Annotated in this window: 21 protein-coding genes; 15 read left to right on the forward strand and 6 right to left on the reverse strand. The window is 73.2% G+C overall.

The genetic code is table 11. The annotated features are described in order from the left end of the window. The first annotated feature begins 5 nt into the window (after positions 1 to 5). Complete coding sequence (locus ACFY0D_RS04170; RefSeq protein ID WP_390796850.1) at positions 6 to 1,109, forward strand: calcium:proton antiporter; 1,104 nt, start codon at positions 6 to 8, stop codon at positions 1,107 to 1,109. Between the two features lie 45 nt (positions 1,110 to 1,154). Here ACFY0D_RS04170 and ACFY0D_RS04175 read toward each other — a convergent pair whose 3' ends face one another. After that, positions 1,155 to 3,620: a penicillin acylase family protein gene (locus ACFY0D_RS04175; protein ID WP_390796851.1), complete on the reverse strand. Its 2,466-nt coding sequence runs from the start codon at positions 3,618 to 3,620 to the stop codon at positions 1,155 to 1,157. A gap of 184 nt (positions 3,621 to 3,804) precedes the next feature. Here ACFY0D_RS04175 and ACFY0D_RS04180 point away from each other — a divergent pair, with 184 nt between their 5' ends. Next, entirely contained in the window at positions 3,805 to 5,319 is a 1,515-nt protein-coding gene (locus ACFY0D_RS04180; RefSeq protein ID WP_390796991.1) for a fatty acyl-CoA synthetase, read from the forward strand. Between the two features lie 75 nt (positions 5,320 to 5,394). Here ACFY0D_RS04180 and ACFY0D_RS04185 read toward each other — a convergent pair whose 3' ends face one another. Together ACFY0D_RS04185 and paaK are read right to left on the reverse strand one after the other, a co-directional pair. Next, positions 5,395 to 6,249 carry a YhjD/YihY/BrkB family envelope integrity protein gene (locus tag ACFY0D_RS04185; protein WP_390796852.1) on the reverse strand — a complete coding sequence of 285 codons (855 nt, stop codon included), beginning with the start codon at positions 6,247 to 6,249 and terminating at the stop codon, positions 5,395 to 5,397. Positions 6,250 to 6,320: 71 nt separating this feature from the next. Next, positions 6,321 to 7,649 (reverse strand): phenylacetate--CoA ligase PaaK, encoded by a 1,329-nt coding sequence (gene paaK, locus ACFY0D_RS04190; RefSeq protein WP_390796853.1) that lies wholly within the window; start codon positions 7,647 to 7,649, stop codon positions 6,321 to 6,323. A gap of 106 nt (positions 7,650 to 7,755) precedes the next feature. On the opposite strand from paaK, the gene ACFY0D_RS04195 reads away from it, so the two are divergent. Beyond that, a complete protein-coding gene (locus tag ACFY0D_RS04195; RefSeq protein ID WP_390796854.1) occupies positions 7,756 to 8,607 on the forward strand; it encodes an alpha/beta fold hydrolase in 852 nt (283 codons plus the stop codon). A gap of 109 nt (positions 8,608 to 8,716) precedes the next feature. Then, a complete protein-coding gene (locus ACFY0D_RS04200) occupies positions 8,717 to 9,244 on the forward strand; it encodes a hypothetical protein (protein WP_390796855.1) in 528 nt (175 codons plus the stop codon). Between the two features lie 66 nt (positions 9,245 to 9,310). Here the strand turns inward: ACFY0D_RS04200 and ACFY0D_RS04205 are convergent, their stop codons facing one another. Then, positions 9,311 to 10,939, reverse strand: a complete 1,629-nt coding sequence (locus tag ACFY0D_RS04205) for an acyl-CoA synthetase (RefSeq protein ID WP_390796856.1) — start codon at positions 10,937 to 10,939, stop codon at positions 9,311 to 9,313. Between the two features lie 198 nt (positions 10,940 to 11,137). Between ACFY0D_RS04205 and ACFY0D_RS04210 the strand changes: the two genes are divergently transcribed. The 11 genes from ACFY0D_RS04210 to ACFY0D_RS04260 all read left to right on the forward strand — a co-directional run bounded on the left by ACFY0D_RS04210 (position 11,138) and on the right by ACFY0D_RS04260 (position 21,924). After that, positions 11,138 to 11,938: a crotonase/enoyl-CoA hydratase family protein gene (locus ACFY0D_RS04210; protein WP_390796857.1), complete on the forward strand. Its 801-nt coding sequence runs from the start codon at positions 11,138 to 11,140 to the stop codon at positions 11,936 to 11,938. Positions 11,939 to 12,211: 273 nt separating this feature from the next. Beyond that, positions 12,212 to 13,171 (forward strand): Zn-ribbon domain-containing OB-fold protein, encoded by a 960-nt coding sequence (locus ACFY0D_RS04215; RefSeq protein WP_390796858.1) that lies wholly within the window; start codon positions 12,212 to 12,214, stop codon positions 13,169 to 13,171. Then, on the forward strand, positions 13,171 to 14,229 hold the full coding sequence (locus ACFY0D_RS04220) for a thiolase domain-containing protein (protein WP_390796859.1): 1,059 nt from the start codon (positions 13,171 to 13,173) through the stop codon (positions 14,227 to 14,229). Before ACFY0D_RS04215 ends, ACFY0D_RS04220 begins: the two co-directional genes overlap by 1 nt. After that, on the forward strand, positions 14,226 to 15,392 hold the full coding sequence (locus ACFY0D_RS04225) for a thiolase domain-containing protein (RefSeq protein WP_390796860.1): 1,167 nt from the start codon (positions 14,226 to 14,228) through the stop codon (positions 15,390 to 15,392). The genes ACFY0D_RS04220 and ACFY0D_RS04225 overlap by 4 nt, the downstream gene beginning before the upstream one ends. Positions 15,393 to 15,537: 145 nt before the next feature. After that, the gene (locus ACFY0D_RS04230) at positions 15,538 to 15,765 is read left to right on the forward strand and encodes a DUF397 domain-containing protein (RefSeq protein WP_202505543.1); all 228 of its coding nucleotides are present in this window, start codon (positions 15,538 to 15,540) and stop codon (positions 15,763 to 15,765) included. A gap of 363 nt (positions 15,766 to 16,128) precedes the next feature. Beyond that, the gene (locus ACFY0D_RS04235) at positions 16,129 to 16,587 is read left to right on the forward strand and encodes a hypothetical protein (protein WP_390796861.1); all 459 of its coding nucleotides are present in this window, start codon (positions 16,129 to 16,131) and stop codon (positions 16,585 to 16,587) included. A gap of 144 nt (positions 16,588 to 16,731) precedes the next feature. After that, positions 16,732 to 17,049: a hypothetical protein gene (locus tag ACFY0D_RS04240; RefSeq protein WP_390796862.1), complete on the forward strand. Its 318-nt coding sequence runs from the start codon at positions 16,732 to 16,734 to the stop codon at positions 17,047 to 17,049. 112 nt (positions 17,050 to 17,161) lie between these two features. After that, on the forward strand, positions 17,162 to 17,569 hold the full coding sequence (locus tag ACFY0D_RS04245) for an ACT domain-containing protein (protein ID WP_390796863.1): 408 nt from the start codon (positions 17,162 to 17,164) through the stop codon (positions 17,567 to 17,569). 102 nt (positions 17,570 to 17,671) lie between these two features. Continuing rightward, a complete protein-coding gene (locus tag ACFY0D_RS04250) occupies positions 17,672 to 20,539 on the forward strand; it encodes an ATP-binding protein (RefSeq protein WP_390796864.1) in 2,868 nt (955 codons plus the stop codon). 34 nt (positions 20,540 to 20,573) lie between these two features. Next, positions 20,574 to 21,335, forward strand: coding sequence for a maleylpyruvate isomerase family mycothiol-dependent enzyme (locus ACFY0D_RS04255; RefSeq protein ID WP_390796865.1), 762 nt, complete (start codon positions 20,574 to 20,576; stop codon positions 21,333 to 21,335). Between the two features lie 88 nt (positions 21,336 to 21,423). Next, positions 21,424 to 21,924, forward strand: coding sequence for a hypothetical protein (locus tag ACFY0D_RS04260; protein WP_390796866.1), 501 nt, complete (start codon positions 21,424 to 21,426; stop codon positions 21,922 to 21,924). 25 nt (positions 21,925 to 21,949) lie between these two features. Here ACFY0D_RS04260 and kstD read toward each other — a convergent pair whose 3' ends face one another. Further along, positions 21,950 to 23,743, reverse strand: a complete 1,794-nt coding sequence (kstD, locus tag ACFY0D_RS04265) for a 3-oxosteroid 1-dehydrogenase (RefSeq protein WP_390796867.1) — start codon at positions 23,741 to 23,743, stop codon at positions 21,950 to 21,952. A gap of 126 nt (positions 23,744 to 23,869) precedes the next feature. After that, positions 23,870 to 24,262, reverse strand: coding sequence for an MmcQ/YjbR family DNA-binding protein (locus ACFY0D_RS04270; protein WP_390796868.1), 393 nt, complete (start codon positions 24,260 to 24,262; stop codon positions 23,870 to 23,872). Positions 24,263 to 24,342: the final 80 nt, after the last annotated feature.

Below are 24,342 nucleotides of genomic sequence, written 5' to 3' on the forward strand. Positions count from 1 at the left end.
CTGATATGAGTACGACTGCGCGCAGATCTCCCCTGACCGACTGGACCGTGGTGGTCCCCGTGGTGGCGCTGGTCGCGCTCGTCTTCAGCTGGGGGCGGGACCTACCCGGCTTCGCGGTGGCGCTCGTCGCGCTCTGCCTCGCGGGCGCGGTGCTGGCGGCCGTCCACCACGCCGAGGTCGTCGCCCACCGGGTCGGGGAGCCCTTCGGCTCCCTCGTCCTCGCCGTGGCGGTCACCGTGATCGAAGTGGCGCTCATCGTCACCCTGATGGCCGACGGCGGCGACAAGACCGCCTCCCTGGCCCGGGACACCGTCTTCGCCGCCGTCATGATCACCTGCAACGGCATCGTCGGCATCTCGCTGCTGGTCGGCGCCCTGCGCAACCGCGTCGCCGTGTTCAACCCCGAGGGATCCGGCGCGGCGCTCGCCACCGTCGCGACCCTGGCCACCCTCAGCCTGGTCCTGCCGACCTTCACCACCAGCAAGCCGGGCCCCGAGTTCTCCACCGCGCAGCTCACCTTCGCCGCCGTCGCCTCGCTCGCCCTGTACGGGCTCTTCGTGGCCGTCCAGACGGTCCGTCACCGCAGCTACTTCCTGCCCGTGGACACCGGACAGGGCCCCGGCGCCGGCGAGGACCACGCGAAGCCGCCCACCGCCCGTGCCGCCCTCATCAGCCTCGCCCTGCTGCTGGTCGCGCTCGTCGCCGTGGTCGGCGACGCCAAGGCCGTCTCCCCGACCATCGAGCGGGCCGTCGCGGCCGCCGGCCTGCCCCAGGCGGTCGTCGGTGTGATCATCGCCCTGCTCGTCCTGCTCCCCGAGACCCTCGCCGCCGTCCGGGCCGCCCGCCGCGACCGCGTGCAGACCAGTCTCAACCTCGCCTACGGATCCGCCATCGCCAGCATCGGCCTGACCATCCCGGCGATCGCCCTCGCCTCGATCTGGCTCTCCGGCCCGCTCCTGCTCGGCCTCGGCCCGATCCACATGGTGCTGCTCGCCCTCACCATCGTGGTCAGCGCCCTCACCATCGTCCCGGGGCGGGCCACGCTGCTCCAGGGAGGGGTGCACATCGTGCTGCTGGCCGCGTACCTCTTCCTGGCCGTCAGCCCGTGAGGGACCGGGGCCGGGAAGGGGCACGCTGGGGCACGCAGGAAGTGATCACCGCCGTTCGCGCACCAGGACCACCTTCAGCTTCGGCGACGTGAGGATGTCCCGCTCGCAGAAACGTGCCGTGACCCACCGCTCCTCGGCGTACATCCGGGTCTGGTCGGCGTAGTACGGCGAGAGCGGGTTCGAGGACTGGCTGTACGTCAGCAGGGTGCGCGCCACGGGACAGCGGCCGCCGTCCCAGCCGACCGCCTGGATGTGGCTGGACCCGTGCGTGATCTCCGGGTAGCCGCCGGCCGCCGCGTTCCACGGCGCCTCGGTCTTGTTCCAGACGCCGAGCGCCTCCGTACCGCCGCCCACCGGCAGCTTGCGGCTGCCACGGACCACGAACTGGTGCTCACCCAGCGGGGCGTCCAGCGCGATCCCGGCCGCCTTCAGCTCCGCCACCGCGTCCGCGAGCGCCCGCCCGATGCCGGGCGCCGTCTGGTTGAGCGTCCGGGGCGTGCGTACGGGGTCGGCCGCCGAGAACGGCACCAGCCACAGGTCCTTCGCCGGGGTCGAGGCCGTCAGCCTGCGCCAGAACCGGTCGAAGAGCAGCGCGCCGCGGCTGGTGCTGTCGGCCGTACGGTCCCAGCCCGCCAGCACCTCGCAGGCCGCCGAGACGTCCACCGCACCGCCGTCGCTCGCCGTCGCCGTCCCGCCCGGCAGGGCGGCGCACGCCTTCGCCGCGTCCGCAGCCGCCAGATCACCGGCGGGCACCCGGTTCGCGAACTGCTGCTTCTGCAGGTCGGCCACGGTCAGCCGGCCCCTCGCGGCCATCGCGGCCACGTCCTCGACCGCGCCGCGCGTGCGCAGCGAGCGCGGGGTGGCGACGCTGCCCCAGACCCGCTCGTAGCCCGTCAGCGGCCGGTCGGCGTTGGCCAGCCAGGCGCTGTCGTTGGAGTTCTCGGCGTACGGGGCGCCCTGCAGCGTCGGTGCCTTCCCCGGGCCGAAGACGCCCGGCTGCACCGCGTCCGGATCCGAGCCGATCGCGCAGTCACCGCGCGAACCGTCCAGCACCGCCAGCCCCGAGGCCGGGTACGTGGCCCGGCCCAGCGGGGTGGAGCAGCGGGCCGCCAGCTCGTCGGTGATCCGGGGGAGCACCTGGGTCTGGGTGAAGAGGGTGCCGCCCGCGGAGTCGGCGGCCACGGTGTTGACCCAGGGCAGGCCCTGGGTGCGCTTGAGGGCGTCCTGGATCCCGGCCACCGAGCGGGCCCTGCCCATCGCGAGGGCGGTGTCGGAGCCGCGCAGGTTCACGGCGTTCGGGTCGTTCAGCGCGTACGCCGTCTGTGCGGTCCACGGCAGGGGGAGGCCCGGGCCGAGGTCCGAGACCACCGGTCCGTAGCGGGTCCACCACTGGGTGCGGGTGACCGGGGTGCCGCCCGCCACGGGGACGGTGACGGTCCGTCGGGTCATCCGCTCCGGCGTGCCGTCGACGAGGTAGGCGGTCGGATCGGCCGGGTCCAGGGCGAGCTGGTGGAGGTTCACGGGGGTGCCGGTGGCGACCGTGTGGCTCCAGGCCACCTTCTCGTTGAAGCCGATGTTGACCACGGCGGTGCCGAGCAGGGAGGCGCCCGAGACGTTCAGCTCGCCCGGGATGGTCTGCTGGAACTGCCAGAAGCGGCGTCCGCCGTGCCACGGGTAGTGCGGGTTCCCGAGGAGCAGGCCGCGGCCGCTCGCCGTGGTGGAGCCGGCGAAGGCCACCGCGTTGGAGCCCATGTCGTAGCGGCCGGTGTCGAAGAACTTCCGCGCGGCCTCGGCGGCGGCCGCCGGATCGGCCGCCGGATCGGCCGCCGGGTCGGCGGCCTGCGGGCGCGCCGTGGGACCGGTCGGGGAGCCCGCGGCGTCCGGGGGCTGCGCGGCCGTGATGCCGTCGATGCCGCGGCCCTGGCCGCCGAGGACCGAGACCGCGAAGGCGCGGGCGGCCACATCGGCCGTGGTGACCGGGCGGACCCAGCCGGCGCCCTTGCACGCCGGGTCGGTGACCTTGTTCTGGGCCAGCCAGGCGTTGTACCCGGCGGCCCAGCCGCGCATCAGGTCCTTGAGGTCCTCGGTGGGACCGGCCGGGGCGGGGGTCGCCAGCAGCTTCTCCACCGTGCCGGACTCCCGCACCCCCTTGAAGTACAGGTCGCTGGAGAGGTTCCTCGTGGCCGAGGAGAGCGAGAAGTCGGGCGCCGCGTCCGGGCCGAACCAGCGCGAACGCTCACCGGCGACGGTCACGAACCCGTCCGCGAGGACACAGACCTGGTCGGCGGCCTGGGCCCAGCCGGTGCCGAAGCCGAGCCGCGGGTAATCGGGGGCGAGGATGTGCGGGATGCCGTTCTCGGTGTACCGGATGACGGCGGACAGACCGCCGCCGGCGCTCCGGTCCTCGGGCGCCGCAGCGGCAGACGCCGGGGGTACGGCGGCCGTCGCGGCGAGCAGGGCGGCGCCGGTGAGGGCGACGCGGCGGAGTATCGGACGAGTGCTGAGATGCAACAGTCCTCCCAAGTAGCCCGTGGATGGGCGTGGTTACCCGTTGGACAGGCGGTACGTCCGTGCCCCCTCACTCATTCAGCCCGTCCGGCGATCTGTCAACATCCCGTTTGGTATCCGGTTATTGACCTTGGGCGTACGGGAGGACGAGGATCGCGCCATGACGGCAGACCGGGCGGTGCGGGCAATGCGAGCGGTGCGGGACAACACGGTCGACGGACTGGTGCACGACAGCGCGCTGCGGGTCCCCGACCGCCCGGCCGTGCGCTACCGCGAGCGCAGCTGGACGTACGCGGAACTCGACGCGGCCGTCACCACCGGCGCCGCCGTGCTGCGGGAGCGGTACGGGCTGGCCGCCGGGGACCGGGTCGCCACCTTCGCCCACAACTCCGACGCCTACCTCCTGGCCTTCCTCGCCTGCGCCCGCGCCGGGCTCACCCACGTCCCGGTCAACCAGAACCTCACCGGCGAGGACCTCGCGTACATCCTGGACAACTCCGCGAGCGCCCTGGTCCTCGCCGATCCCGACCTGGCCGGGCGGATCCCCGAGGCGTACCCGGTACGGGCGCTGCGCGACGCCCCCGGCTCCTTCCTGGCAGAGCTGGCCGAGCCGCTGCCCTTCGACGCCGACCGGGATCCGGGCACGCTGGCGCAGCTCCTCTACACCTCGGGGACCACCGCCCTGCCCAAGGGCGCGATGATGACCCACCGGGCCCTCGCCCACGAGTACGAGAGCGCGATCGAGGCGCTGGACCTGGACGGGGAGGATCGGCCCGTGCACTCACTGCCGCTCTACCACTCGGCGCAGATGCACGTCTTCCTGCTGCCGTACCTGGCGGTGGGGGCGCGGAACACGATCGTGGACGCGCCGGTCGCGGAGCGGATCTTCGACCTGGTCGAGGCCGGGGAGGCGGACAGCCTCTTCGCCCCGCCGACGGTGTGGATCGGCCTGTCCCATCACCCGGATTTCGCGGTGCGTGAGCTGGGCGGGCTGCGGAAGGCGTACTACGGGGCCTCGATCATGCCGGTCCCGGTCCTGGAACGCCTGCGCGAGCGGCTGCCGGGGCTCGGCTTCTACAACTGCTTCGGCCAGAGCGAGATCGGCCCGCTGGCCACGGTGCTCGGACCGCTGGAGCACGAGGGGCGGATGGACTCCTGCGGGCGGCCGGTGCGCCACGTGGAGGCGAAGGTCGTCGACGAGGACGGCAAGGACGTGCCGGACGGAACGGCGGGCGAGGTGGTCTACCGCTCGCCCCAGCTCTGCCTGGGGTACTGGAACGACCCGGTGGCCACGGAGAAGGCCTTCCGGGACGGCTGGTTCCGCTCGGGTGACCTCGCGGTGCGCGACGCGCAGGGGTACTTCACGGTCGTGGACCGGGTGAAGGACGTCATCAACTCGGGCGGGGTGCTGGTCGCCTCACGGCAGGTGGAGGACGTGCTCTACACGCACCCGGGCGTGGCCGAGGCGGCGGTGGTGGGGCTGCCCGACGAGCGATGGATCGAGGCGGTCACCGCGGTGGTGGTAGCGCGCGAAGAGGCGGGGGAGGTGACGGAGGCGGAGCTGATGGCCTACGCGAGGGAGAGGCTCGCCCACTTCAAGGCTCCGAAGCGGGTGCTCTTCGTGGACGCCCTCCCGCGCAACGCCAGCGGCAAGATCCTCAAGCGGGAACTGCGCGACCGCTTCGCGGAGCCGGGCCGCTGACGCCCGGCCGCTGACGCCGGTCCGCTGATGCCTGGACGCTGACGGCCGGACGGGGGAGCCCGCCGGGGAGCCCGGTCAGCCGGGGTGTGGAGGGGGTGCGACGGGATCCTCGGGAGGTAAGCGCCCGCTGCGCCGCAGCCGCCGCAGGGTCAGGTGCTCGTGCACGAGCCGGCCGACGAGCGCGCCGCCGTAGACCACGAAGCCGACGCCGACCAGCCAGGACTGGACGACGAGCAGGGTGCCGAAGGGGCCGTAGATCACCGCGTTGGAGGCGATGAGCGGGGAGAACACCAGCTGCGAGAACACCCGCAGCCCCAGCAGCCCGAGGCTGGTCGCGACCGCCCCCGGCACCAGGGCGCGCCAGCGGACCCGGCCGCCGAGCAGCAGGCGCTGCGAGGCGATGAAGAACAGACAGGTGCCCACGAGGTCGCCCAGAGCGCCGAGGACCGTGCCGATGGCGTCGTTCGACGGCGAGGGGATCCCCACGAGCAGGCCGAGGTAGCAGACGAGCAGGGCGAGCCAGACGACGTGCAGCCACATGGTGTGCCAGCGCGCGGTCGGCAGGTCCCAGACCTTCTCGTAGCCGGTCTGCACGGCCGAACCGAAGGTCAGGCCGAACACCGCGAGCGCGGCCAGACCGAACGCGGTGGTCCGCTCCAGCGCCAGGTCCGCGGCGCCGAACAGCATCTCCACCCGCACCCGCGAGGCCTCCGTCACCCCGAGGGCCTGGCCGAGCCAGCGGCCGAAGCCCGAGCCGCTCCCGGGTGCGGCGGCCGCCACGACCACCAGCAGCGGCACCAGGGTGAGGAAGCCGAGAGCCGCGAAGCCCATCGCCCGGTGCATCAGCTCCATCTCCCGGCCGCGGCTCCAGGCCAGCCCGATCTGGGAGCCCTGGAGCCGGTCGTAGAGCTGCCGGAGGGTGGAGATCACACCTCATGCACTACCCCCGAGCGCCGGCCCGCTCCCGGCAGCCACCCCCAAATGGGCCCGAAGGGGTGGTTTCAGCCGCCCGGACGCGTGTCCCTTGTCTCCCCGGCGCCGCGGAGGTCGACCAGTCTCTTGATCTTCCCCACCGAACGCTCCAGCGTCTCCGGGTCGACCACCTCGACCCGGACGGAGACCCCGACCCCCTCCTTGACGGCCCGGACCACGGCGGCGGCCGCGTCCTGCCGCCGCTCGGCGTCCGTCTCCCGACGCGCCTCCACCCGTACCGTCAGGGCGTCCATCCGGCCCTCCCGGGTCAGCCGCAGCTGGAAGTGGGGAGCCAGGCCAGGAGTCCGCAGCAGGACCTCCTCGATCTGGGTCGGGTACACGTTCACCCCGCGCAGGATGATCATGTCGTCGCTGCGCCCCGTGATCTTCTCCATCCGGCGGAAGGCCGGCCGGGCCGTTCCGGGCAGCAGCCGTGTCAGGTCCCGGGTGCGGTAGCGGATGACGGGCATGGCCTCCTTGGTGAGGGAGGTGAACACCAGCTCGCCGGGCTCGCCCTCCGGCAGCACCGCGCCGGTCAGCGGATCGACCACCTCGGGATAGAAGTGGTCCTCCCAGATGTGGAGGCCGTCCTTGGTTTCCGCGAACTCCTGCGCCACGCCCGGTCCGATGACCTCGGACAGGCCGTATATGTCCACCGCGTCGATGTCGAGCCGTTCCTCGATCTCCCGGCGCATCTCCTCGGTCCACGGCTCGGCGCCGAAGATCCCCGTCCGCAGCGAGGTGGCGCGAGGGTCGATTCCCTGGCGCTCCATCTCGTCCAGCAGGGTCAGCATGTAGGACGGGGTCACCATGATGACCTCGGGCCGGAAGTCCTCGATGAGCCGGACCTGCCGGTCCGTCATCCCGCCCGACGCGGGCACGACCGTACAGCCGAGGCGCTCGGCGCCGTAGTGCGCGCCCAGGCCGCCGGTGAACAGCCCGTACCCGTAGGCGATGTGGATGATCTGGCCGGGCCGTCCGCCCGCCGCCCGTATGGACCGGGCGACGACGTCCGCCCAGGTGGAGAGGTCCCCGTCGGTGTACCCGACGACGGTCGGCCGCCCGGTGGTGCCGCTTGAGGCGTGGATGCGGCGCACCTGCGAGCGCGGCACGGCGAACATCCCGAAGGGGTACTGGTCGCGCAGATCGGCCTTGGTCGTCAGGGGGAACAGAGAGAGGTCGGCGAGGGAGCGGCAGTCGTCGGGATGCACCTCCGCCTTGTCGAAGGCCTGCCGGTAGAACGGCACCTTCTCGTAGGCGCGGTGCAGGGTCGCGCGCAGCCGGGTGAGCTGGAGGGCGGCCAGCTCGTCGCGGCCCAGCCGCTCGCCCGTGTCGTGGAGATCCGTGTACACCGCCATGCCGTCACCTCACCATGAGAAACCGACCGATCATTCGGTAGATTGCCAGGAATCCGCAGGTTAAATCAATGACTCGAACGAGTGATCGTCTTTTATGTTGGCCGGCATGCCAACCTTCACCACCTACGACGGAACCGAACTCGCCTACCACCTCCAGGGCGACGGTGAGCCGCTGGTCTGCATCCCGGGCGGCGCCATGCGGGCCTCCGCGTACCTGGGAGACCTCGGCGGACTGGCGGACGGGCGCCTTCTGATCCTCCTCGACCTGCGCGGCACGGGCGACTCCGCGCTACCGGCGGACGAGTCGACGTACCGCGTCGACCACCAGGTCGGCGACGTCGAGGCGCTGCGGGCGCACCTGGGCCTGGAGCGCATGGACCTCCTCGCCCACTCCGCCGGCGGCAACCTCGCCCAGCTCTACGCGGCCGCGCACCCCGAGCGGCTGCGCCGGACCGTCCTGGTCACCCCGACCGCGTGGGCGGTGGATCTCCCGGTCGCCGCGGAGGACCGGCTGGAGGGGGCCCGGCTGCGGGCGGGCGGCGAGCCGTACGACACGGCCATCGCGGCCTACGAGCGGATCCTCGCGGACCCCGCCCACGGTGAGGAGGACTGGGAGCTGGCCGCTCCGGTGTTCTACGGGAACTGGGACGCGACGGCCCGGGCGCACTGGGCGGCGAACGCGCGGCAGCAGAACGAGAAGGCCGCCGGGGCCTACGCGGGCCCCGGCGCCTTCGACCCGCCCGCCACGCGCGCGGCGCTCCGCCGGGTCACGGGCGAGGTCCTGGTGCTGGCCGCGGAACTGGACGGCAACCCCCGCCCCGCCCTGGCGGCCCGGCTCGCCACGCTGTTCCCGCGGGGCTCGGTCGACGTCCAGCCCCGGGCCGGCCACTTCCCGTGGCTGGACGACGCGGCCTGGTTCGCGGCCCGCGTGGAGCGGTTCCTGGCGGCGGGCGCCTGACGACGCGATGCGGCGGGGCGGGGCGGGGCGCGTCGGGCGGTGGTTCATCAAGATCGGCGGGATGGCAGACTGACGGGCCGTACCGCGAACCGAGAGGACGGACATCATCGTGCGACGGATACGGGCGCGCACAGCCCTGGCGACCCTGGCCCTGACCGCATTGACGGCGGCGACGGCGACCGCCTGCGCGTTCCCGCTGCGGGACCTCGGCCCGATCCCCCCGCGATTCTCGGGTCCGCCGCTGCCTCGCGAAACGGTGGTGTCGGAGATGACCTCGATCCTGGCGGCGGAGGGCATCACGGTGGAGCGGGAACCCTCCGGGGTTCTGGGCAGGTGCCACGAACGGCTCTCCGGACATCATGCGCAGGAGACGGTGGACGCCGCCCTGAAAGCGGCCTTCGCGCGGGCCCGCTCCGACTACGGCTGGCAGGACGGCCCCGACCTGGGCGAGCGGGCGCTGACCCTGACGAAGGGCAACTGGACGGTCACCTCCGGCCTCTTGGGTGAGCCGATATCGGGTCTGCCGGTACCGGTCATCATGTCGCTGACCTGCGTGGACGGCGACGACACCGCCACCGCCCCCACGGCACCTTCCGCCCCGGCCCTCGCACCCGCACCCGCGCCCGCGTCGCCCTGATCGAGCGCCGGCCGGCGACCCGTACGGCTCGCCCGCCGGGGCGGCCGGGGCGGCCGGGGCGGACGATCAGGCCGTGTCCGCCTCCGTCGCCACCGCCTTCGCCCAGCGGTAGTCCGCCTTGCCGCTCGGGGACCGCTGGATGGCGGGCGCGATGACCAGCTGCCGCGGGATCTTGTAGCCCGCCAGCCTGGTGCGGCAGTGGCTCTGGATCTGGTCCAGGGACGGCGCCTCGGCGCCCGCCCGGACCTGGACCACCGCGGCCACATGGCTGCCCCAGGTCGGGTCCGGGACCCCCGCCACCAACGCGTCGTACACGTCGGGGTGGGACTTCAGGGCCTGTTCGACCTCCTCCGGATACACCTTCTCGCCGCCCGTGTTGATGCACTGCGAGCCGCGGCCGAGCACCGTGACGATGCCCTGCTCGTCGACGGTCGCCATGTCGCCGAGCAGCACCCAGCGTTCCGTGCCCTTCTGGAAGAAGGTCTCGGCGGTCTTGGCCGGGTCGTTGTAGTACCCGAGCGGGACGTGTCCGCGCTGGGCCAGGCGACCGGGCTCGCCCACCGCCACCGGCTCGTGCGTCACCGGATCCACCACCTGCGTCCGGTCGTTGACCACCAGGCGGAAGCCCTTCTCCGGGCCGGAGTCGTCCGCCGCCCGGCCGTTGGACCCGGACTCGGACGACCCGAAGTTGTTCAGGAGCAGCACGTTCGGCACCAGCCGCTGGAACTCGGCGCGGACCGTCTCCGACATGATCGCCCCGGACGAGGAGACGCTGAACAGCGACGACAGGTCCGTGCCCTTGAGCGGGCCGTTCAGGGCGTCGATCAACGGCCTCAGCATCGCGTCGCCGACCAGCGACACACTGGAGACCTTCTCCTTCTCGATCGTCCGGAGCACTTCCTCCGGCGCGTACTTGCGGTGGATGACCACCCGCTGGCCGTAGTTGAAGGCGATGAACGAGGTCAGCGTCGACGTGCCGTGCATCAGCGGGGGCGCCGGGAAGAAGGTGAGCCCGGCGCCGCGCGCCGCGACCCGCTCGGCCAGTTCCTCGGGCCGCTTCACCGGCTCGCCCGAGGGCTCGCCGCCGAAGAGCCCGGCGAAGAAGAGGTCCTCGGCCCGCCACATCACGCCCTTGGGCATGCCCGTCGTGCCGCCGGTGTAGATGATGAACAGGTCGTCGGGGCTGCGCGGCGGGAACCCGCGCCCGGGTGATCCGGCCGCCTCGGCGTCCGCGTACGGGACGGGCGCGATCGACGGCTCGGGGGCGCCCTCGGGGGCCTGGCCGACCCGGATCAGGTGCCGGAGCTTCGTCGTCTGCGGCAGCGCGGCCGCGACCCGCTCGGTGAACTCGCCCTCGAAGACGAGGGCGGCGAGATCGGCGTCGTTGTAGAGGTAGACCAGCTCCTCCTCCACGTACCGGTAGTTGACGTTCACCGGGACGAGCCGGGCCTTCAGACAGGCCAGCACCGTCTGCAGGTACTCGATCCCGTTGTAGAGGTGAAGGCCCAGGTGCTCACCGGCCGTCAAGCCGCTGTCGAGCAGGTGGTGGGCGATCCGGTTCGCCGCCGTGTCGAGCTCCGCGTACGTCAGGCGGCGCTCGGCGCCGGTCCCGGGGTGGTCCACGTACACGAGGGCCTCACGGTCCGGGACCACGTCCACGACCGACTCGAACAGGTCGGCAAGGTTGTACTCCACCGTTCCTCCTGACCCTGGATGTTCCCGGAGTTCCCGACGACCGGCCATGTGGCCGGCCTGCTCCGGCGGTCATTACAGCGCCGGAGACGGCAACTGGGAAGGGCGGCATCCAAGAAATCTGACTGAGTGTCAGAAAACTATTGAACTGCACCCTCCCCTACTGCAACCTGTTCTAGGTCTTGAGACGGGAGGACGGCAATGGGTGGGACGGAACACCTGACCGTGGATCGGCACGGCGCCACGCTGGTGCTCACCATGAACAGGCCCGAGGCGAAGAACGCGCTCTCGCTGCCGCTGCTGGTGGGGCTGTACGACGGCTGGCTGGAGGCGGACGCCGACGACGGGATCCGCTCGGTGGTCCTCACCGGCGCGGGCGGGGACTTCTGCGCCGGAATGGACCTCAAGGCCCTGGCCGGGAAGGGCATGGCCGGCGACCAGTACCGGGACCGCCTGAAGGCCGACCCCGACCTGCACTGGAAGGCGATGCTGCGCCACCACCGGCCGCGCAAGCCGGTGATCGCGGCGGTGGAGGGCTACTGCGTGGCCGGCGGGACCGAGATCCTGCAGGGTACGGACATCCGGGTGGCGGCCGAGGGCGCGACCTTCGGGCTGTTCGAGGTCAAGCGCGGACTCTTCCCGATCGGCGGCTCCACGGTGCGGCTGCCGCGCCAGATCCCGCGTACGCACGCCCTGGAGATGCTGCTGACCGGCCGCCCGTACTCCGCCGCCGAGGCCGAGCGGATCGGGCTGGTCGGGCGGGTGGTGCCGGACGGTACGGCGCTGTCGGCGGCCCTGGAGATCGCCGAGCGGATCAACGCGTGCGGGCCGCTGGCGGTGGAGGCGGTCAAGGCGTCGGTCTACGAGACCGCCGAGATGACGGAGCGGGAGGGACTGGCCTCGGAACTCCTGCGCGGGTGGCCGATCTTCGACACCGCCGATGCGAAGGAGGGGGCGCGGGCCTTCGCCGAGAAGCGGCCCGCGGTGTATCGGCGCGAGTAGTTCGGGCACGCCGTGCCCGTGCCTGTGCCCGTGGCCGTGGCCGTGGCCGTGGCCGTGTGCGGGTGCGGGTGCGGCGCCGTTGCCGGGGGCTCCGCCCCCGGACCCCCGCGCCTCAATCGCCGGCGGGGCTGAGATTGTGTCGGCGGGGCTGAGAGATCGGGGCTCCGCCCCCGACCCCGCGCCTCAATCGCCGGCGGGGCTGAAAGTGCCGGCGGGGCCGCAAAGAGTCGGCGGGGCTGACAACACCGGAATCGATCGCATCGGAGAATCGCCATGACAGCTCCCTCCCCACCGGAGGTGCTCCGCGCGCCCCTCATCGTCGAGTTCCCCTTCACCCGGTCCCTCGGGCCCGTCCAGAGCGCCTTCCTCACCGGGCTGCGCGAGGGCACCGTCCTCGGGGTGAAGACCTCCGACGGCAAGGTGATGGTCCCGCCCGTCGAGTACGACCCCGTCACCGCCGAGGAGATCCGCGAGCTCGTCGAGGTCGCCGCCACCGGTACCGTCACCACCTGGGCCTGGAACGACCGGCCCCGCCCCCAACAGCCCCTGGACACCCCCTTCGCCTGGGTGCTGGTCAAGCTCGACGGCGCCGACACCGCCCTCCTGCACGCCCTCGACGCACCCGGCCCCGACGCCGTCCGCACCGGCATGCGCGTCCGCGTCCGCTGGGCCGCCGAGCGCGCCGGCGCCATCACCGACATCGCCTGCTTCGAACCGTACGACGGCCCCGCGGGCGGGGAGGCCGTCCCGCACGACGGGGGCTTCGCCGACGCCGTCACGGGCATCGTCGCCGAGGCCCGCCTCGACTACGTCTACAGCCCCGGCCGCGCCCAGACCGCGTACATCAACGCCCTGTCCGAGCGGCGGACCGTCGGCGAGCGCTGCCCCTCCTGCCACAAGGTGTACGTCCCGCCGCGCGGCGCCTGCCCCACCTGCGGGGTGGCCACCACCGACCGCGTCGAGGTCGGCCCGGCCGGCACGGTCACCACCTACTGCATCGTCAACATCAAGGCCAAGAACCTGGACATCGAAGTCCCTTACGTCTACGCCCACATCGCCCTCGACGGCGCCGGCCTCGCCCTCCACGGCCGGATCGGCGGCATCCCCTACGACCAGGTCCGCATGGGCCTGCGCGTCGAGCCCGTATGGACCGAGGGCGGCCGCTACCCCGACCACTACCGGCCCACCGGCGAACCGGACGCGGACTACGACGCGTACAAGGAGCTCATCTGATGGCCCGATACGCCCGCGAGGTCGCGGTGGTCGCCTTCGCGCAGAGCGACCACCTGCGCCGCACCGACGAGCTCAGCGAAGTCGAGATGGTCATGCCCGTCCTCCACCAGGTGCTGGCCGCCACCGGCCTGAAGGCCGGCGAGATCGGCTTCACCTGCTCCGGCTCCAGCGACTACCTGGCCGGCCGGGCCTTCTCCTTCACCATGACCCTCGACGGGGTCGGCGCCTGGCCGCCGATCTCCGAGTCGCACGTCGAGATGGACGGGGCCTGGGCCCTCTACGAGGCCTGGGTCAAGATCCAGACCGGCGAGGCCGACACCGCGCTCGTCTACTCGTACGGGAAGTCCTCCCCGGGATCGGTGCGCGACGTGCTGACCCGTCAGCTCGATCCGTACTACGTCGCCCCGCTCTGGCCCGACGCGGTGGCCCTGGCCGCCCTCCAGGCCCAGGCCCTGATCGACGCGGGCGAGACCGACGAGAGCGCCCTGGCCGCCGTGGGAGCACGCAGCCGGGACGCGGCCGCCGCCAACCCGCACGCCCAGCTCCGCGGCCCCGTCCCCCAGGGCGACTACCAGGTCAGGCCGCTGCGCACCGGAGACTGCCCGCCCGTGGGCGACGGCGTGGCCGCCGTCGTCCTGGCCGCCGGCGACCTCGCCCGCCGGCTGTGCGAACGCCCCGCCTGGATCACCGGCATCGACCACCGCATCGAGGCCCACAGCCTGGGCCTGCGCGACCTCACCGACTCCCCGTCCACCCGGCTCGCCGCCGAGCACGCGGGCGTCTTCGAAGCCCCGGTGGACACGGCCGAACTGCACGCGCCGTTCTCCTCCCAGGAGGTCGTGCTCCGCAAGGCACTCGGACTCGCGGACGACGTGACCGTCAACCCCTCCGGGGGAGCCCTCGCCGCCAACCCGATGATGGCCGCCGGCCTGATCCGCATCGGCGAGGCGGCCGCGCGGATCCACCGCGGCGCATCGCACCGGGCCGTCGCCCACGCCACCTCCGGCCCCTGCCTCCAGCAGAACCTGGTCGCCGTCCTGGAAGGGGACGCAAGGTGAGTAAAGAGCCCGTGGCCATCGTCGGGATCGGCCAGACCAAGCACGTGGCGGCCCGCCACGACGTCTCCATCGCCGGACTGGTCCGCGAGGCGGCGGCGCGCGCCCTCGCGGACGCCGAACTGACCTGGGCGGACATCGACGCGGTCGTCATCGGCAAGGCCCCCGACTTCTTCGAGGGGGTGATGATGCCCGAGCTGTACCTGGCGGACGCCCTCGGCGCGGTCGGCAAGCCCATGCTGCGCGTGCACACGGCCGGTTCGGTCGGCGGGTCCACCGCCCTCGTCGCCTCGAACCTGGTGGCGGCCCGCGTCCACCGCACGGTCCTCACCCTCGCCTTCGAGAAGCAGTCCGAATCCAACGCCATGTGGGGCCTGTCGCTCCCCGTCCCCTTCCAGCAGCCGCTGCTCGCGGGCGCCGGCGGCTTCTTCGCCCCGCACGTGCGCGCGTACATGCGGCGCACCGGCGCGCCGGACACGGTGGGCTCGCTGGTGGCGTACAAGGACCGGCGCAACGCGCTCAAGAACCCGTACGCGCACCTGCACGAGCACGACCTCACCCTGGAGAAGGTCCAGGCCTCGCCGATGCTGTGGGACCCGATCCGCTACTCGGAGACCTGCCCCTCCTCGGACGGCGCGTGCGCGATGATCCTCACCGACCGGGCGGGCGCGGCCCGTTCGCCGAAGCCGGCCGCCTGGGTGCACGGCGGGGCGATGCGCAGCGAGCCCACCCTCTTCGCCGGCAAGGACTTCGTCTCGCCGCAGGCCGGCAAGGACTGCGCGGCCGACGTCTACCGCCAGGCCGGCATCACCGACCCGCGGCGGGAGATCGACGCGGTCGAGATGTACGTACCGTTCTCCTGGTACGAGCCGATGTGGCTGGAGAACCTCGGCTTCGCGGCGGAGGGCGAGGGCTGGAAGCTCACGGAGGCCGGGGTCACCGAACTCGACGGGGACCTTCCGGTCAATCCGTCGGGCGGCGTGCTGTCCACCAACCCGATCGGCGCCTCCGGCATGATCCGCTTCGCGGAGGCGGCCCTGCAGGTCCGCGGTCAGGCCGGGGAACACCAGGTTCCGGGAGCCCGCCGGGCACTGGGGCACGCGTACGGCGGCGGCGCGCAGTTCTTCGCGATGTGGCTGGTGGGGGCACAGGAGCCGACCTCCTGAACACAGGCCCGGCCGACGACGGAGGGGCCGGCCGGGGAGCCGGACCGGCCACGGGTGACTCACCGTGGCCTGTCCGGCACCCGCTGCGGTGGTTAACCTTGCCCCCGGACGACGTACCGGGAGGAGCACGCACGTGGCCGAGAGCATGACTTCACAGCCCCTCGCTGGCTGGGGGAAGCCGGACCTCGATCTCACCGAGGCGGACTGGCAGTCGAGCAGCCGGGGAGTGGGCGACGTCCAGATCGCCTTCGTCGAGGGCTTCATCGCGATGCGCAACAGCGAGCGTCCCGAGAGCCCTTCACTGATCTTCTCGCCGGACGAGTGGCACAAGTTCGTGCTGAACGCGCGGGGCGGTGAGTTCGACCTGACCTAGGGTGTCTCTTCCGGATCGTGCCGGTCGGGCCCGCGGCGTCCGTCCGGTGCCATCGGGTCTCCCCGGGCCCGCAGGGCCGAGGAGAAGCATCGCGGGCGGAGGGCCGCCCGGGTACCGGACGTGCTCGGGCCGGCCCGACAACCTGGGGGTCCCCCGGACGAAGCCCGGGGGATGAGGTGCGGGGCCGGCGGGCTGCGCGGGCCCGGCAGGATCCGGAAGAGACGTCCCGGCCAGGCCGCGGGCATCCAGCAGACGGCGCACCACCGGGCGGGAGCCGCCGCCCCGGTGGGCCGCCGAATCCCTTTGCGCGCCGCGGCGCGGCCCGGCAGGATGGGGCCGTGACGATCATCCGCCGAAAGGGCGATGCCGCGTAGCCGGCCCGGCGCGCTGCGCGCCGTACGAGGAACCCACGCAGGCCGGCGGCCACCCGCCTGGGCGCGCGAACTGCCGCCCGTGGACCGGCTGTCCCCCGCCGCGAGCGCGGAGGTCCACTGGACGGCCTCGAACCGCCTCCACCCGCTCGCGGACCTGTTGAGGCGCTACCGCGCCTTCCTGCGGAGCCCCGGTTCCCGCCTGCGACTGACCGCCGCAGTCTGCCCGGCCCCGCTGTGCGCGCTCGACGACGTCGCCGCGGTCCGGGACGAGCTCGCCGACGCCTACCGGACCCTGCCGCCCGACGCCAGGCGCGCGCTGGGCCGCGTACTGAGGCTCCTGGACGCGGAGTTCCGCAGACGGACGGTGTTCGACCGGGACGCCGCCACCACGGACCGGTCGGGGAGCCCGCGCCCGTGGTGGCACCGGCGGTTGTACGTGTACGAGTGAGAGGAGAACGATGGGAGCGCGACGGCGCCAGGTGCTGGAGCTGCGGATCGTGGCGCCGGTGCGGGGATGGGTGCAGGTGCGACCCGTGGTCGACGGGCGCGACGTCCTGGCGGAGCTGTGGGAAGCGTGGTCGGGAGAGGACCCGTGGGTCGTTCTGGGGGCGGGCGGCATCGCCGTCGCCGGGCGGCTCCGGGCTGGTCGCGGCGGTGGGAGTGCGAGCTGGACGCGGTCTGGACCGACCAGGCCGAGCGGAACCGCCTGGAGCTGGTGCTCATCCACCCCGATGCCGCAGCGGATCGGGAGGGCCGGCCGTGGCTCCAGTTCGGGGTGACCCTGGACGTCGGCGACGGGGACCCGGAGGCGGAGGCGGACCGCCTCGCGGCGCGCCTCGCGGCCGCTGACCGGCAGGAGCTCGCCGAGGTGTGGGGCGGCTCCTGGCACCACTCGGAGGATCCCGCATGAGCCGAAGACCCCTCACGCACGCCCCCGGGCGCGGCACGGACCTGCGGCACGGACCTGTGGCCCGCCTCCCGGCGAAGCGGGTACCGCCGGGGCGATCGGTAGGCTTGGCCGCATGAGCGGAGAGCAGGACCTGCGGAAACTCCTGAGCGGGATGCGGCCCGAGCTGAACGAGGGGCGGTACGTCTTCTGCACCGTCGACGGCACCGCCGTCCCCGCCGGGACCGCCCCCGTCGCCACCATCCGTGAACCCGAGGGCCTCACCCTGGTACTGCGCCAGGAGGACGCCGACGCGGCCGGCCTCGCCTACGACTACACGGCCGGCTGGATCACCCTGCGGATCCACTCCGCCCTCGACGCCGTCGGGCTCACCGCCGCCTTCGCCACCGAACTCGGCGCACACGGTCTGAGCTGCAACGTCATCGCCGGCTACCACCACGACCACCTCTTCGTGGCCGCCGACCGGGCCGCCGAGGCCGTGGCCGTCCTCAAGGGCCTCGCGGCCCGTTCCGTACACGACTGACGCCGCCCGGAAAAGAAGATCGGATTCTTTTCCGCACTGGGATCCCTCGCGCTGCGCGCGGGCGTACGCTGAACCCCCGAACAGGCCTGGGGGGTACCAGCCATGACGGACCGCCGGACCCGCACACGGCGCACGATGGTCGAACGCGATGCCGAACTCGCGATCGTCGACGAAGCCCTGGACCAGCTCACCGGTCCCGGGCCGGACGCGGGTGGAGCGCTGCTCGCCTTCTCCGGCCCCGCCGGACTCGGCAAGACCACCCTGCTCGCCGAACTGCGCCGCCGCGCCCTCGCCCGCAACTGCACCGTCCTCGCCGCCCGGGGCGGCGAACAGGAGCAGAGCCAGCCCTTCCACGTCGCCCGCCAGCTCATCCAGCCCCAGCTCGCCGGCACCTCCGAGCAGGAGCTGCGCGCCGCGCTCGGCGGCTGGTACCCCATCGTCGGCCCGGCCCTCGGACTCTGCGCCCCGGAACAGGGCGTCCCGCCCGACCCCCAGGGTCTGCGCGACGGGCTCGACTGGGTGCTCACCCACCTCGTCGTCAAGCGCGCCCCCGTCGTCCTGGTCCTCGACGACGCCCACTGGGCGGACCCCGAGTCCCTCGGCTGGCTCGCCGCCTTCGCCCCACGCGCCGAACACCTCCCGCTGCTCCTCGTCGTCGCCTACCGCCCCGACGAACTGCCCGCGCACGCCGACGCCTTCCGTACGCTGCCCGGCCGGGCGGGACAGCGCCCGCTGCCCCTGGCCCCGCTCACCCCGGCCGCCGTCGCCACCCTGGTCCGCGAGGCCGTCGGCGCGCACGCCGACGACGCCTTCTGCCAGGAGGCCTGGGCCGTCACCACCGGCAACCCCTTCGAGGCCGTCGAACTCACCGCCAAGGTCCGCGGCAAGGGCCTGACCCCGGTCGAGGCGAACGCCCCGCAGCTGCGCGACCTCGCCGCCGCCCAGCGCGGCAGCGGCCTCGTCGCCCGCCTCGAACGCCTCGGCCCCTCCACCGTCCGCTTCGCCTGGGCCTGTGCCGTCCTCGGCACCGCCATTCCGCAGGACCTCGCCGCCCGGGTCGCCGCCCTTGGCGCCGAGGAGGCCTCGGACGCCACCCGGCGGCTGCGTGACGCCCGCATCCTCTCGGCGGCCGCCGCCGAGGAACCCGAGGCCGACGCCGGGCTGGAGTTCGTCCACCCGCTCATCGCCACCTCCATCTACCGGGCCATCCCCGACGCGCTCCGCGTCGCCCTGCACGGCAAGGCCGCGGCGGCCGTCGTCGACGCCGGACTCGGCTCCTCCGCCGCCGCCCGCCACCTGCTGGAGACCCACCCCGAGAACGACCCCTGGGTGGTACGCACCCTGCGCGAGGCCGCCGGCGAGAACCTGCGGGCCGGCGCCCCCGAGGCCGCCCGCCGCCAGCTCGCCCGCGCGCTGCTCGAACCCCCGGACTTCGACGAACGGGCCGCCGTCCTCTACGAACTGGGCTGCGCCTCCCTGCTCACCGAGCCCGCCAACACGGTCAACCACCTGCGGGCCGCCCTCGCCGAGCCCTCCGACGACCCGGCCCTGCGCCAGGGCATCGTCATCCGGCTCGCCCAGGTCCTCGCGCACAGCGACCGGCTCGCCGAGGCCTCCGAATCACTGGCACGGGAGATCCCGTACACCCAGGACGTACGCGCCCGGCTGCGCCTGCAGTCCGAGCAGTTCATGTGGGACGCCTTCAACGCCGCCGAGACCGACTCCCCGGCCCGCTCCCGCCGGCTCGCCCGCCTCGCCGACCGGCTGACCGGGCGCGACCTCACCGAGCGGTACATCATCGGGCTGCGCGCCTGGGACGCCTGCCTGCGGGGCGAGTCGGTCGACGTGGTGCTGCACCACGCCGGACGGGTGCTGGAGCGGCCCTTCAGCTGGGCCCACGAGGACCGTGGCTTCGAGGTCCCGGTCCTGGTCGCGATGGCCCACATGTACACCGACCGGCCCGGACGCGCCGAGGAGCTGTTCGAGGCGGGCACCGCCGAGTTCGAGCGGCACGGCTGGCGCGGGGCGCACCTCTCCTTCGCCTACAGCCTGCGGGCCTACGTCCGCTACCGGCGCGGACGGCTCGTGGAGGCCGAGGAACTGGCCCGGGCCGGGCTGCGGCTCGCCGAACGCGTGGGCCGGCGTACCCCCGTGCACTGGTACGCCATAGCCATCCTCCTCACCACCCTGCTCGCCCGGGGCCGGCCCGAAGAGGCCTGGGAGCTGGCCCGCGAGCACGAGTACGGCAGCCCCTTCCCGGCGGCCGTGGTCTTCCCCGACTCGCAGACCGTGTACGCCGAACTGCTGCTGTCCCGGGGCGAGGTGCAGGCCGCGATCGTCGAACTGGAGGCGGTCGACCGGCGGCTGACCCCGCGCGGCATCCAGAATCCGGCCTGGTGCCCGTGGCAGCTGCACCTGGCCCGGGCGGTCGCCGCGGACGATCCGCAGCGGGCCCGGGCCCTCGCCGACGACGCCGTCCGGCGGGCCCGCGCCTTCGGCGCCGCCTCGGGCATCGGCCAGGCCCTGCGGGTGGCGGCGCAGGTCGCCACCCCCGAGGAGCGGGCCGGGCTCCTCCAGGAGGCGGTCACCCTGCTCTCGGCCTCACCGGCGGGCTACGAACTGGCCTGCGCCCTGGCCGCGCTCGGCACCGAGCTGCGGGACGCGGACCTGCTGATGCAGGCCGTGGTGACGGCGCGGGAATGCGGTGCGGACGGGCTGGCCGCGGAGACCACCGACAGCCTGCTGGGCCTGGGCGGCGCCCTGCCGTGCGGGCTGGCCTGGGAGGACGGGCTCACGGAGGAGGAGCGGCAGGCGGCCGACCTCGCGGTGCGCGCCGAGAAGGAGCCCGTGCCGGAGACGGTGGTGCTGCCCGCGCCGGACTGGGCACTGTCGGCGGCCTGCCGCAAGCTGGGTACCGACCGGACCGGGCTCAGGGACGCACTGGAGGCGTTCGCCCGTAGCTCAACGTGATCGGATCCGCCGCCCGGTGGGCAGGGGTGGAACCATGGATCACGTCGAGAGACTCGCCCCCTTCCGGACCGAGGCGGCAGCGTTCGAGAAGGCGGTGCGCCGGGCGTTCGACCTCGGAGAGCCGGTGCCCGCGGTGCCCGCGTGCCCCGGCTGGACGGTCACCGACCTCGTCCGGCACCTGGGCGGAGTCCACCGCTACCTCGCGCACGTCCTGCGCGAACGGCTCACGGCCCCGCCCGACCCGGCCGGCCTCACCCTCCCCGAGGTCCCCGGCGACCCGGACGCGCTGACCGACTGGTTCGCGCAGGGCGCCCGGGAGCTGGCCGAGCTCCTCCACGAGCTGGGGCCGGACACGGCGGTCTGGACCTGGTCGGCGGAGCAGACCACGGGATTCTGGCTCCGGATGCAGCTGATCGAGCTGGCCGTGCACCGCTGGGACGCCGAATCCGCGACCGGTACGCCGGGCCGCCTCGACCCGGCCGTGGCCGCGGACGCCGTGACCCAGACGATCGAGGTGATGGCCCCGGCCCGCCGCGGCTGGCAGCAGGCACCGCCGGGCACGGGGGAGAGGTACCGCTTCCGGCGTACCGACGGACCGGAAACCTGGACGGTCGTCCTCTCGGGGGACCAGGTCCTGCTGGAGCCCGCTACCACCGCCCCGGCGGACGTCGAGGCCTGCGGCACCGCCTCCGACCTCGCCCTGTTCCTCTGGCGCCGCCTCCCGCCGACCGCCCTGCGCGTCACAGGCGACGCCGCCCTGCTTCCGCACTGGTTCACGCTCGTCCCCCCGGTCTGACGGGCCGGGCCGGCGGGCCCGGCCCGGACAGGCCCCCGGATGCGGGCCCCCGGGCCGGAAAACTCGCGCGGCCACGTACCATGGCGGCATGTCCTTCCTCCGCCGCCACCGCGCCGCCACACCCGCCGGCCCGGACTTCGACGTCCTGGCCATGGACCCGGGGGACTGGCCGGGCAATCTCGGGGCCGGGCTGCTGCCCGCGCCCGACGGCAGCTGCCAGGGTGTCTTCCTCCGCTACGACCTGTTCGGCGGACGCGGCCCCGCGATGATCATCGGGAACCTCCCGGAGGGCTCCCCGGCCCGGGAGCTCACCGACGGCCAGATCCCCTTCGAGGTGGCCCAGCTCCTCGACGCACTGGAGAACGACGAGGACGTCGAGGTCACCGGCGTCGAGGACTGCCCCGTCATGCAGGGCGACAACCTCCTCATCGTCCGGAAGATCAAGCTGTCGGAGTCCCGCATCTCCTGCGTCCAGTTCGACCGCAGTGACAACGTGCTGGTCACCATCGCCAGCTGGGACCGCCCGATCACCGATGACCTCTACGCCCTCCTGAAGCCGCTCCCCGCCGAGCTCTTCCAGCAGGGCTGACCGTCCGCATCCCCCAGCGCGGGCGTCACGCGTCCGCGATGGCGTTCGCCGCCACGTAGCCGAACGTCATCGCGGGGCCGATCGTCGATCCGGCCCCCGCGTAGCTGTGGCCCATCACCGCCGCGCTCGCGTTGCCGGCCGCGTACAGGCCCGGGATCACCGAACCGTCCGGGCGCAGGGCCCGCGCCCGGGCGTCCGTCACGATGCCGCCCTTCGTACCGAGGTCACCCGGCACGATCTTGAACGCGTAGAACGGCGGGACCCAGACGGGTGCCAGACACGAGTTCGGGTGCACGTTCGGGTCCGTGTAGTAGTGGTCGTACGCCGTGTCGCCCCGGTGGAAGTCGGCGTCGTTGCCGCTCCACGCCTGCGCGTTGAACCGGCCCAGCGTCGCCCGCAGCGCCGCCGCCGGGACCCCGATCTGACCCGCCAGAGCGTCCCAGGTCCACGCCTTCTTCGCCGCCCCCGCCTGGTACCACGAGTCCGGGAAGGGGAGCGTCGGCAGGATGTCCTTGAACAGGTACCTGTTGCGGTAGTTCTGATCCACGATCAGCCATGCCGGGACGTGCGAGCCGGCCGCGCCCCGGTCCTTCTCGTACATCACGTGCACCACATCGCTGTACGGCGCCGCCTCGTTGACGAACCGCGCGCCGTTCGCGTTCACGATCAGCCCGCCCGGCAGGGTCCGTTCGGCGAGGCAGAAGTACGGCTCCCCGGGCAGCGGGATCGACGGCCCCCACCACGCGTCCTCCATCAGCGCCAGCGAGGCCCCGGCCCGCTGTCCCGCCCGGATCCCGTCGCCGGTGTTCTCCTTCGCGCCCACCGACCACTGGGTGCCGATGGGCTGTTGCTGGTACTGCGCCCGCATCGCCGCGTTGTGCTCGAACCCGCCCGAACCGATGACCACCCCGCGCCGGGCCCGTACGGTGCCCCGCACGCCGCCCTGCTCCACCACCACGCCGGTGACCGCGCCGCCCTCCAGGACCAGGTCCACCAGCGGGCTGTTCAGCCACACCGGAACCCCGGCCCGCTGGAGCCCGGCGCGCAGCCCGGCCGCCAGGGCCTGGCCCATCGTCAGCGGCTTCTCGCCGCGCAGCGCCGCCTTCGTGCCGCGCGCCAGACACTCGGTGGACACGGCGAGCCCCTTGGCGCTCACCGCTGCCAGGTTCAGCCACTTGTAGTCCTGGCTGAAGACCACCATCCCGGCCGGGACCGGCATGTACGCCGGGTTCAGGCGGGCCAGTTCGGCGCCCAGGATGTTCCCGTCGATCTGGTCCGGCTCGATGGAGCGGCCGTTCGGCAGTCCGCCCGGCAGGTCGGGGTAGTAGTCGCTGTAGCCCTCCATGAAGCGGAACCTCAGCGGACTGTTGGCCATCACGAAGTCCAGCATCCGCGGCCCGTTGGCGAGGAACGCGGCCTGCCGGTCGGCCGGCACCCCGGGACCGACGACGGCCGCGAGGTACGTCGCGGCCTTCTGCGGGGTGTCCGGCACCCCCGCACCCAGGATCACCGAATTGTTGGGCAGCCAGATACCGGCTCCGGACCGGGCGGCCGATCCGCCGAACGTCGGGGCCTTCTCCACCACCAGCACACTCAGCCCCCGCCTGGCGGCGGTGAGCGCGGCGGTCATCCCGGCGGCCCCGGACCCGACCACGACGACGTCGTACTCGCCGAGCGGGGGCCCGTCCTGGGCGCCGTCGGCCCGGGCGGTGGCGGACGGCAGCACGGTGGCGGCGAGCACCCCGGCCCCCGTACCGGCGAGGACCGCACGTCTGGACGGGAGGGGGGCGGGGTTGGTGCGTGAAGCGCTTGCGGACATGGGCAGGCTCCAGCGGTGTGGGGAGGAGGGGAAGTGCCTCCAGCATTTCTGATGCTGAGTCAGAAAAGGTGTTCGGGGGATCATGTGATGTCAAGGCATCCGGCGCCGCCGCATGAGGCCGAGCACTCAGTCCTGTGCCCGCGTCCGGGCGTCCAGTTCACCCACCTGCCGCTTGAGGGCCACCGTGCGGTAGCTCTCCTCCACCCACTCGCACAGCACCTGCACCGAGGGCGCCCCCTTCTCCGCCAGCGGGACGGACACCCAGCCGGAGCGGCCAAGACCGTACCCGGTGGGCTCCGCTCCCGGTGCGGCCATCGCGTGCCCGTGCAGCGCCTCGTCCTTGAGCTTGACGGACAGGCCGGGCTGCCCGGGCCCGTCGGTGTTGCCCAGGAAGACGAAGATCTTCTTGTTCACCTTCACCACGCAGTCCTCGGGCCCCCACGGATGATCCTCCCTGGCCTCCGGAAGGCCGAGGGCGAACTCCCGCACCGCCTCCCACTTGCGCACTCCGGACTTCATCAGCAGCGCCTCCCGTCGATGGTTTCCTCACGCTAGTGGAGCCCGGCGGGACATTCCCGTACCTCCGCGCCCGTGAACGG

The sequence above is a fragment of the Streptomyces sp. NPDC001502 genome (assembly GCF_042894785.1).
Lineage (GTDB): Bacteria > Actinomycetota > Actinomycetes > Streptomycetales > Streptomycetaceae > Streptomyces > Streptomyces kutzneri.

What these genes read in the sequence shown, in the direction of transcription:
- ACFY0D_RS04260 (WP_390796866.1), top strand. Translation starts at nt 21,424, where the DNA reads ATGTCCTTCCTCCGCCGCCACCGCGCCGCCACACCCGCCGGCCCGGAC.
- paaK (WP_390796853.1), bottom strand. Translation starts at nt 7,649, where the DNA reads ATGGCGGTGTACACGGATCTCCACGACACGGGCGAGCGGCTGGGCCGC.
- ACFY0D_RS04220 (WP_390796859.1), top strand. Translation starts at nt 13,171, where the DNA reads ATGGCCCGATACGCCCGCGAGGTCGCGGTGGTCGCCTTCGCGCAGAGC.
- ACFY0D_RS04215 (WP_390796858.1), top strand. Translation starts at nt 12,212, where the DNA reads ATGACAGCTCCCTCCCCACCGGAGGTGCTCCGCGCGCCCCTCATCGTC.
- ACFY0D_RS04180 (WP_390796991.1), top strand. Translation starts at nt 3,805, where the DNA reads ATGCGAGCGGTGCGGGACAACACGGTCGACGGACTGGTGCACGACAGC.
- ACFY0D_RS04210 (WP_390796857.1), top strand. Translation starts at nt 11,138, where the DNA reads ATGGGTGGGACGGAACACCTGACCGTGGATCGGCACGGCGCCACGCTG.
- ACFY0D_RS04195 (WP_390796854.1), top strand. Translation starts at nt 7,756, where the DNA reads ATGCCAACCTTCACCACCTACGACGGAACCGAACTCGCCTACCACCTC.
- ACFY0D_RS04235 (WP_390796861.1), top strand. Translation starts at nt 16,129, where the DNA reads ATGCCGCGTAGCCGGCCCGGCGCGCTGCGCGCCGTACGAGGAACCCAC.
- ACFY0D_RS04230 (WP_202505543.1), top strand. Translation starts at nt 15,538, where the DNA reads ATGACTTCACAGCCCCTCGCTGGCTGGGGGAAGCCGGACCTCGATCTC.
- ACFY0D_RS04245 (WP_390796863.1), top strand. Translation starts at nt 17,162, where the DNA reads ATGAGCGGAGAGCAGGACCTGCGGAAACTCCTGAGCGGGATGCGGCCC.
- ACFY0D_RS04255 (WP_390796865.1), top strand. Translation starts at nt 20,574, where the DNA reads ATGGATCACGTCGAGAGACTCGCCCCCTTCCGGACCGAGGCGGCAGCG.
- ACFY0D_RS04170 (WP_390796850.1), top strand. Translation starts at nt 6, where the DNA reads ATGAGTACGACTGCGCGCAGATCTCCCCTGACCGACTGGACCGTGGTG.
- ACFY0D_RS04270 (WP_390796868.1), bottom strand. Translation starts at nt 24,262, where the DNA reads ATGAAGTCCGGAGTGCGCAAGTGGGAGGCGGTGCGGGAGTTCGCCCTC.
- kstD (WP_390796867.1), bottom strand. Translation starts at nt 23,743, where the DNA reads ATGTCCGCAAGCGCTTCACGCACCAACCCCGCCCCCCTCCCGTCCAGA.
- ACFY0D_RS04250 (WP_390796864.1), top strand. Translation starts at nt 17,672, where the DNA reads ATGACGGACCGCCGGACCCGCACACGGCGCACGATGGTCGAACGCGAT.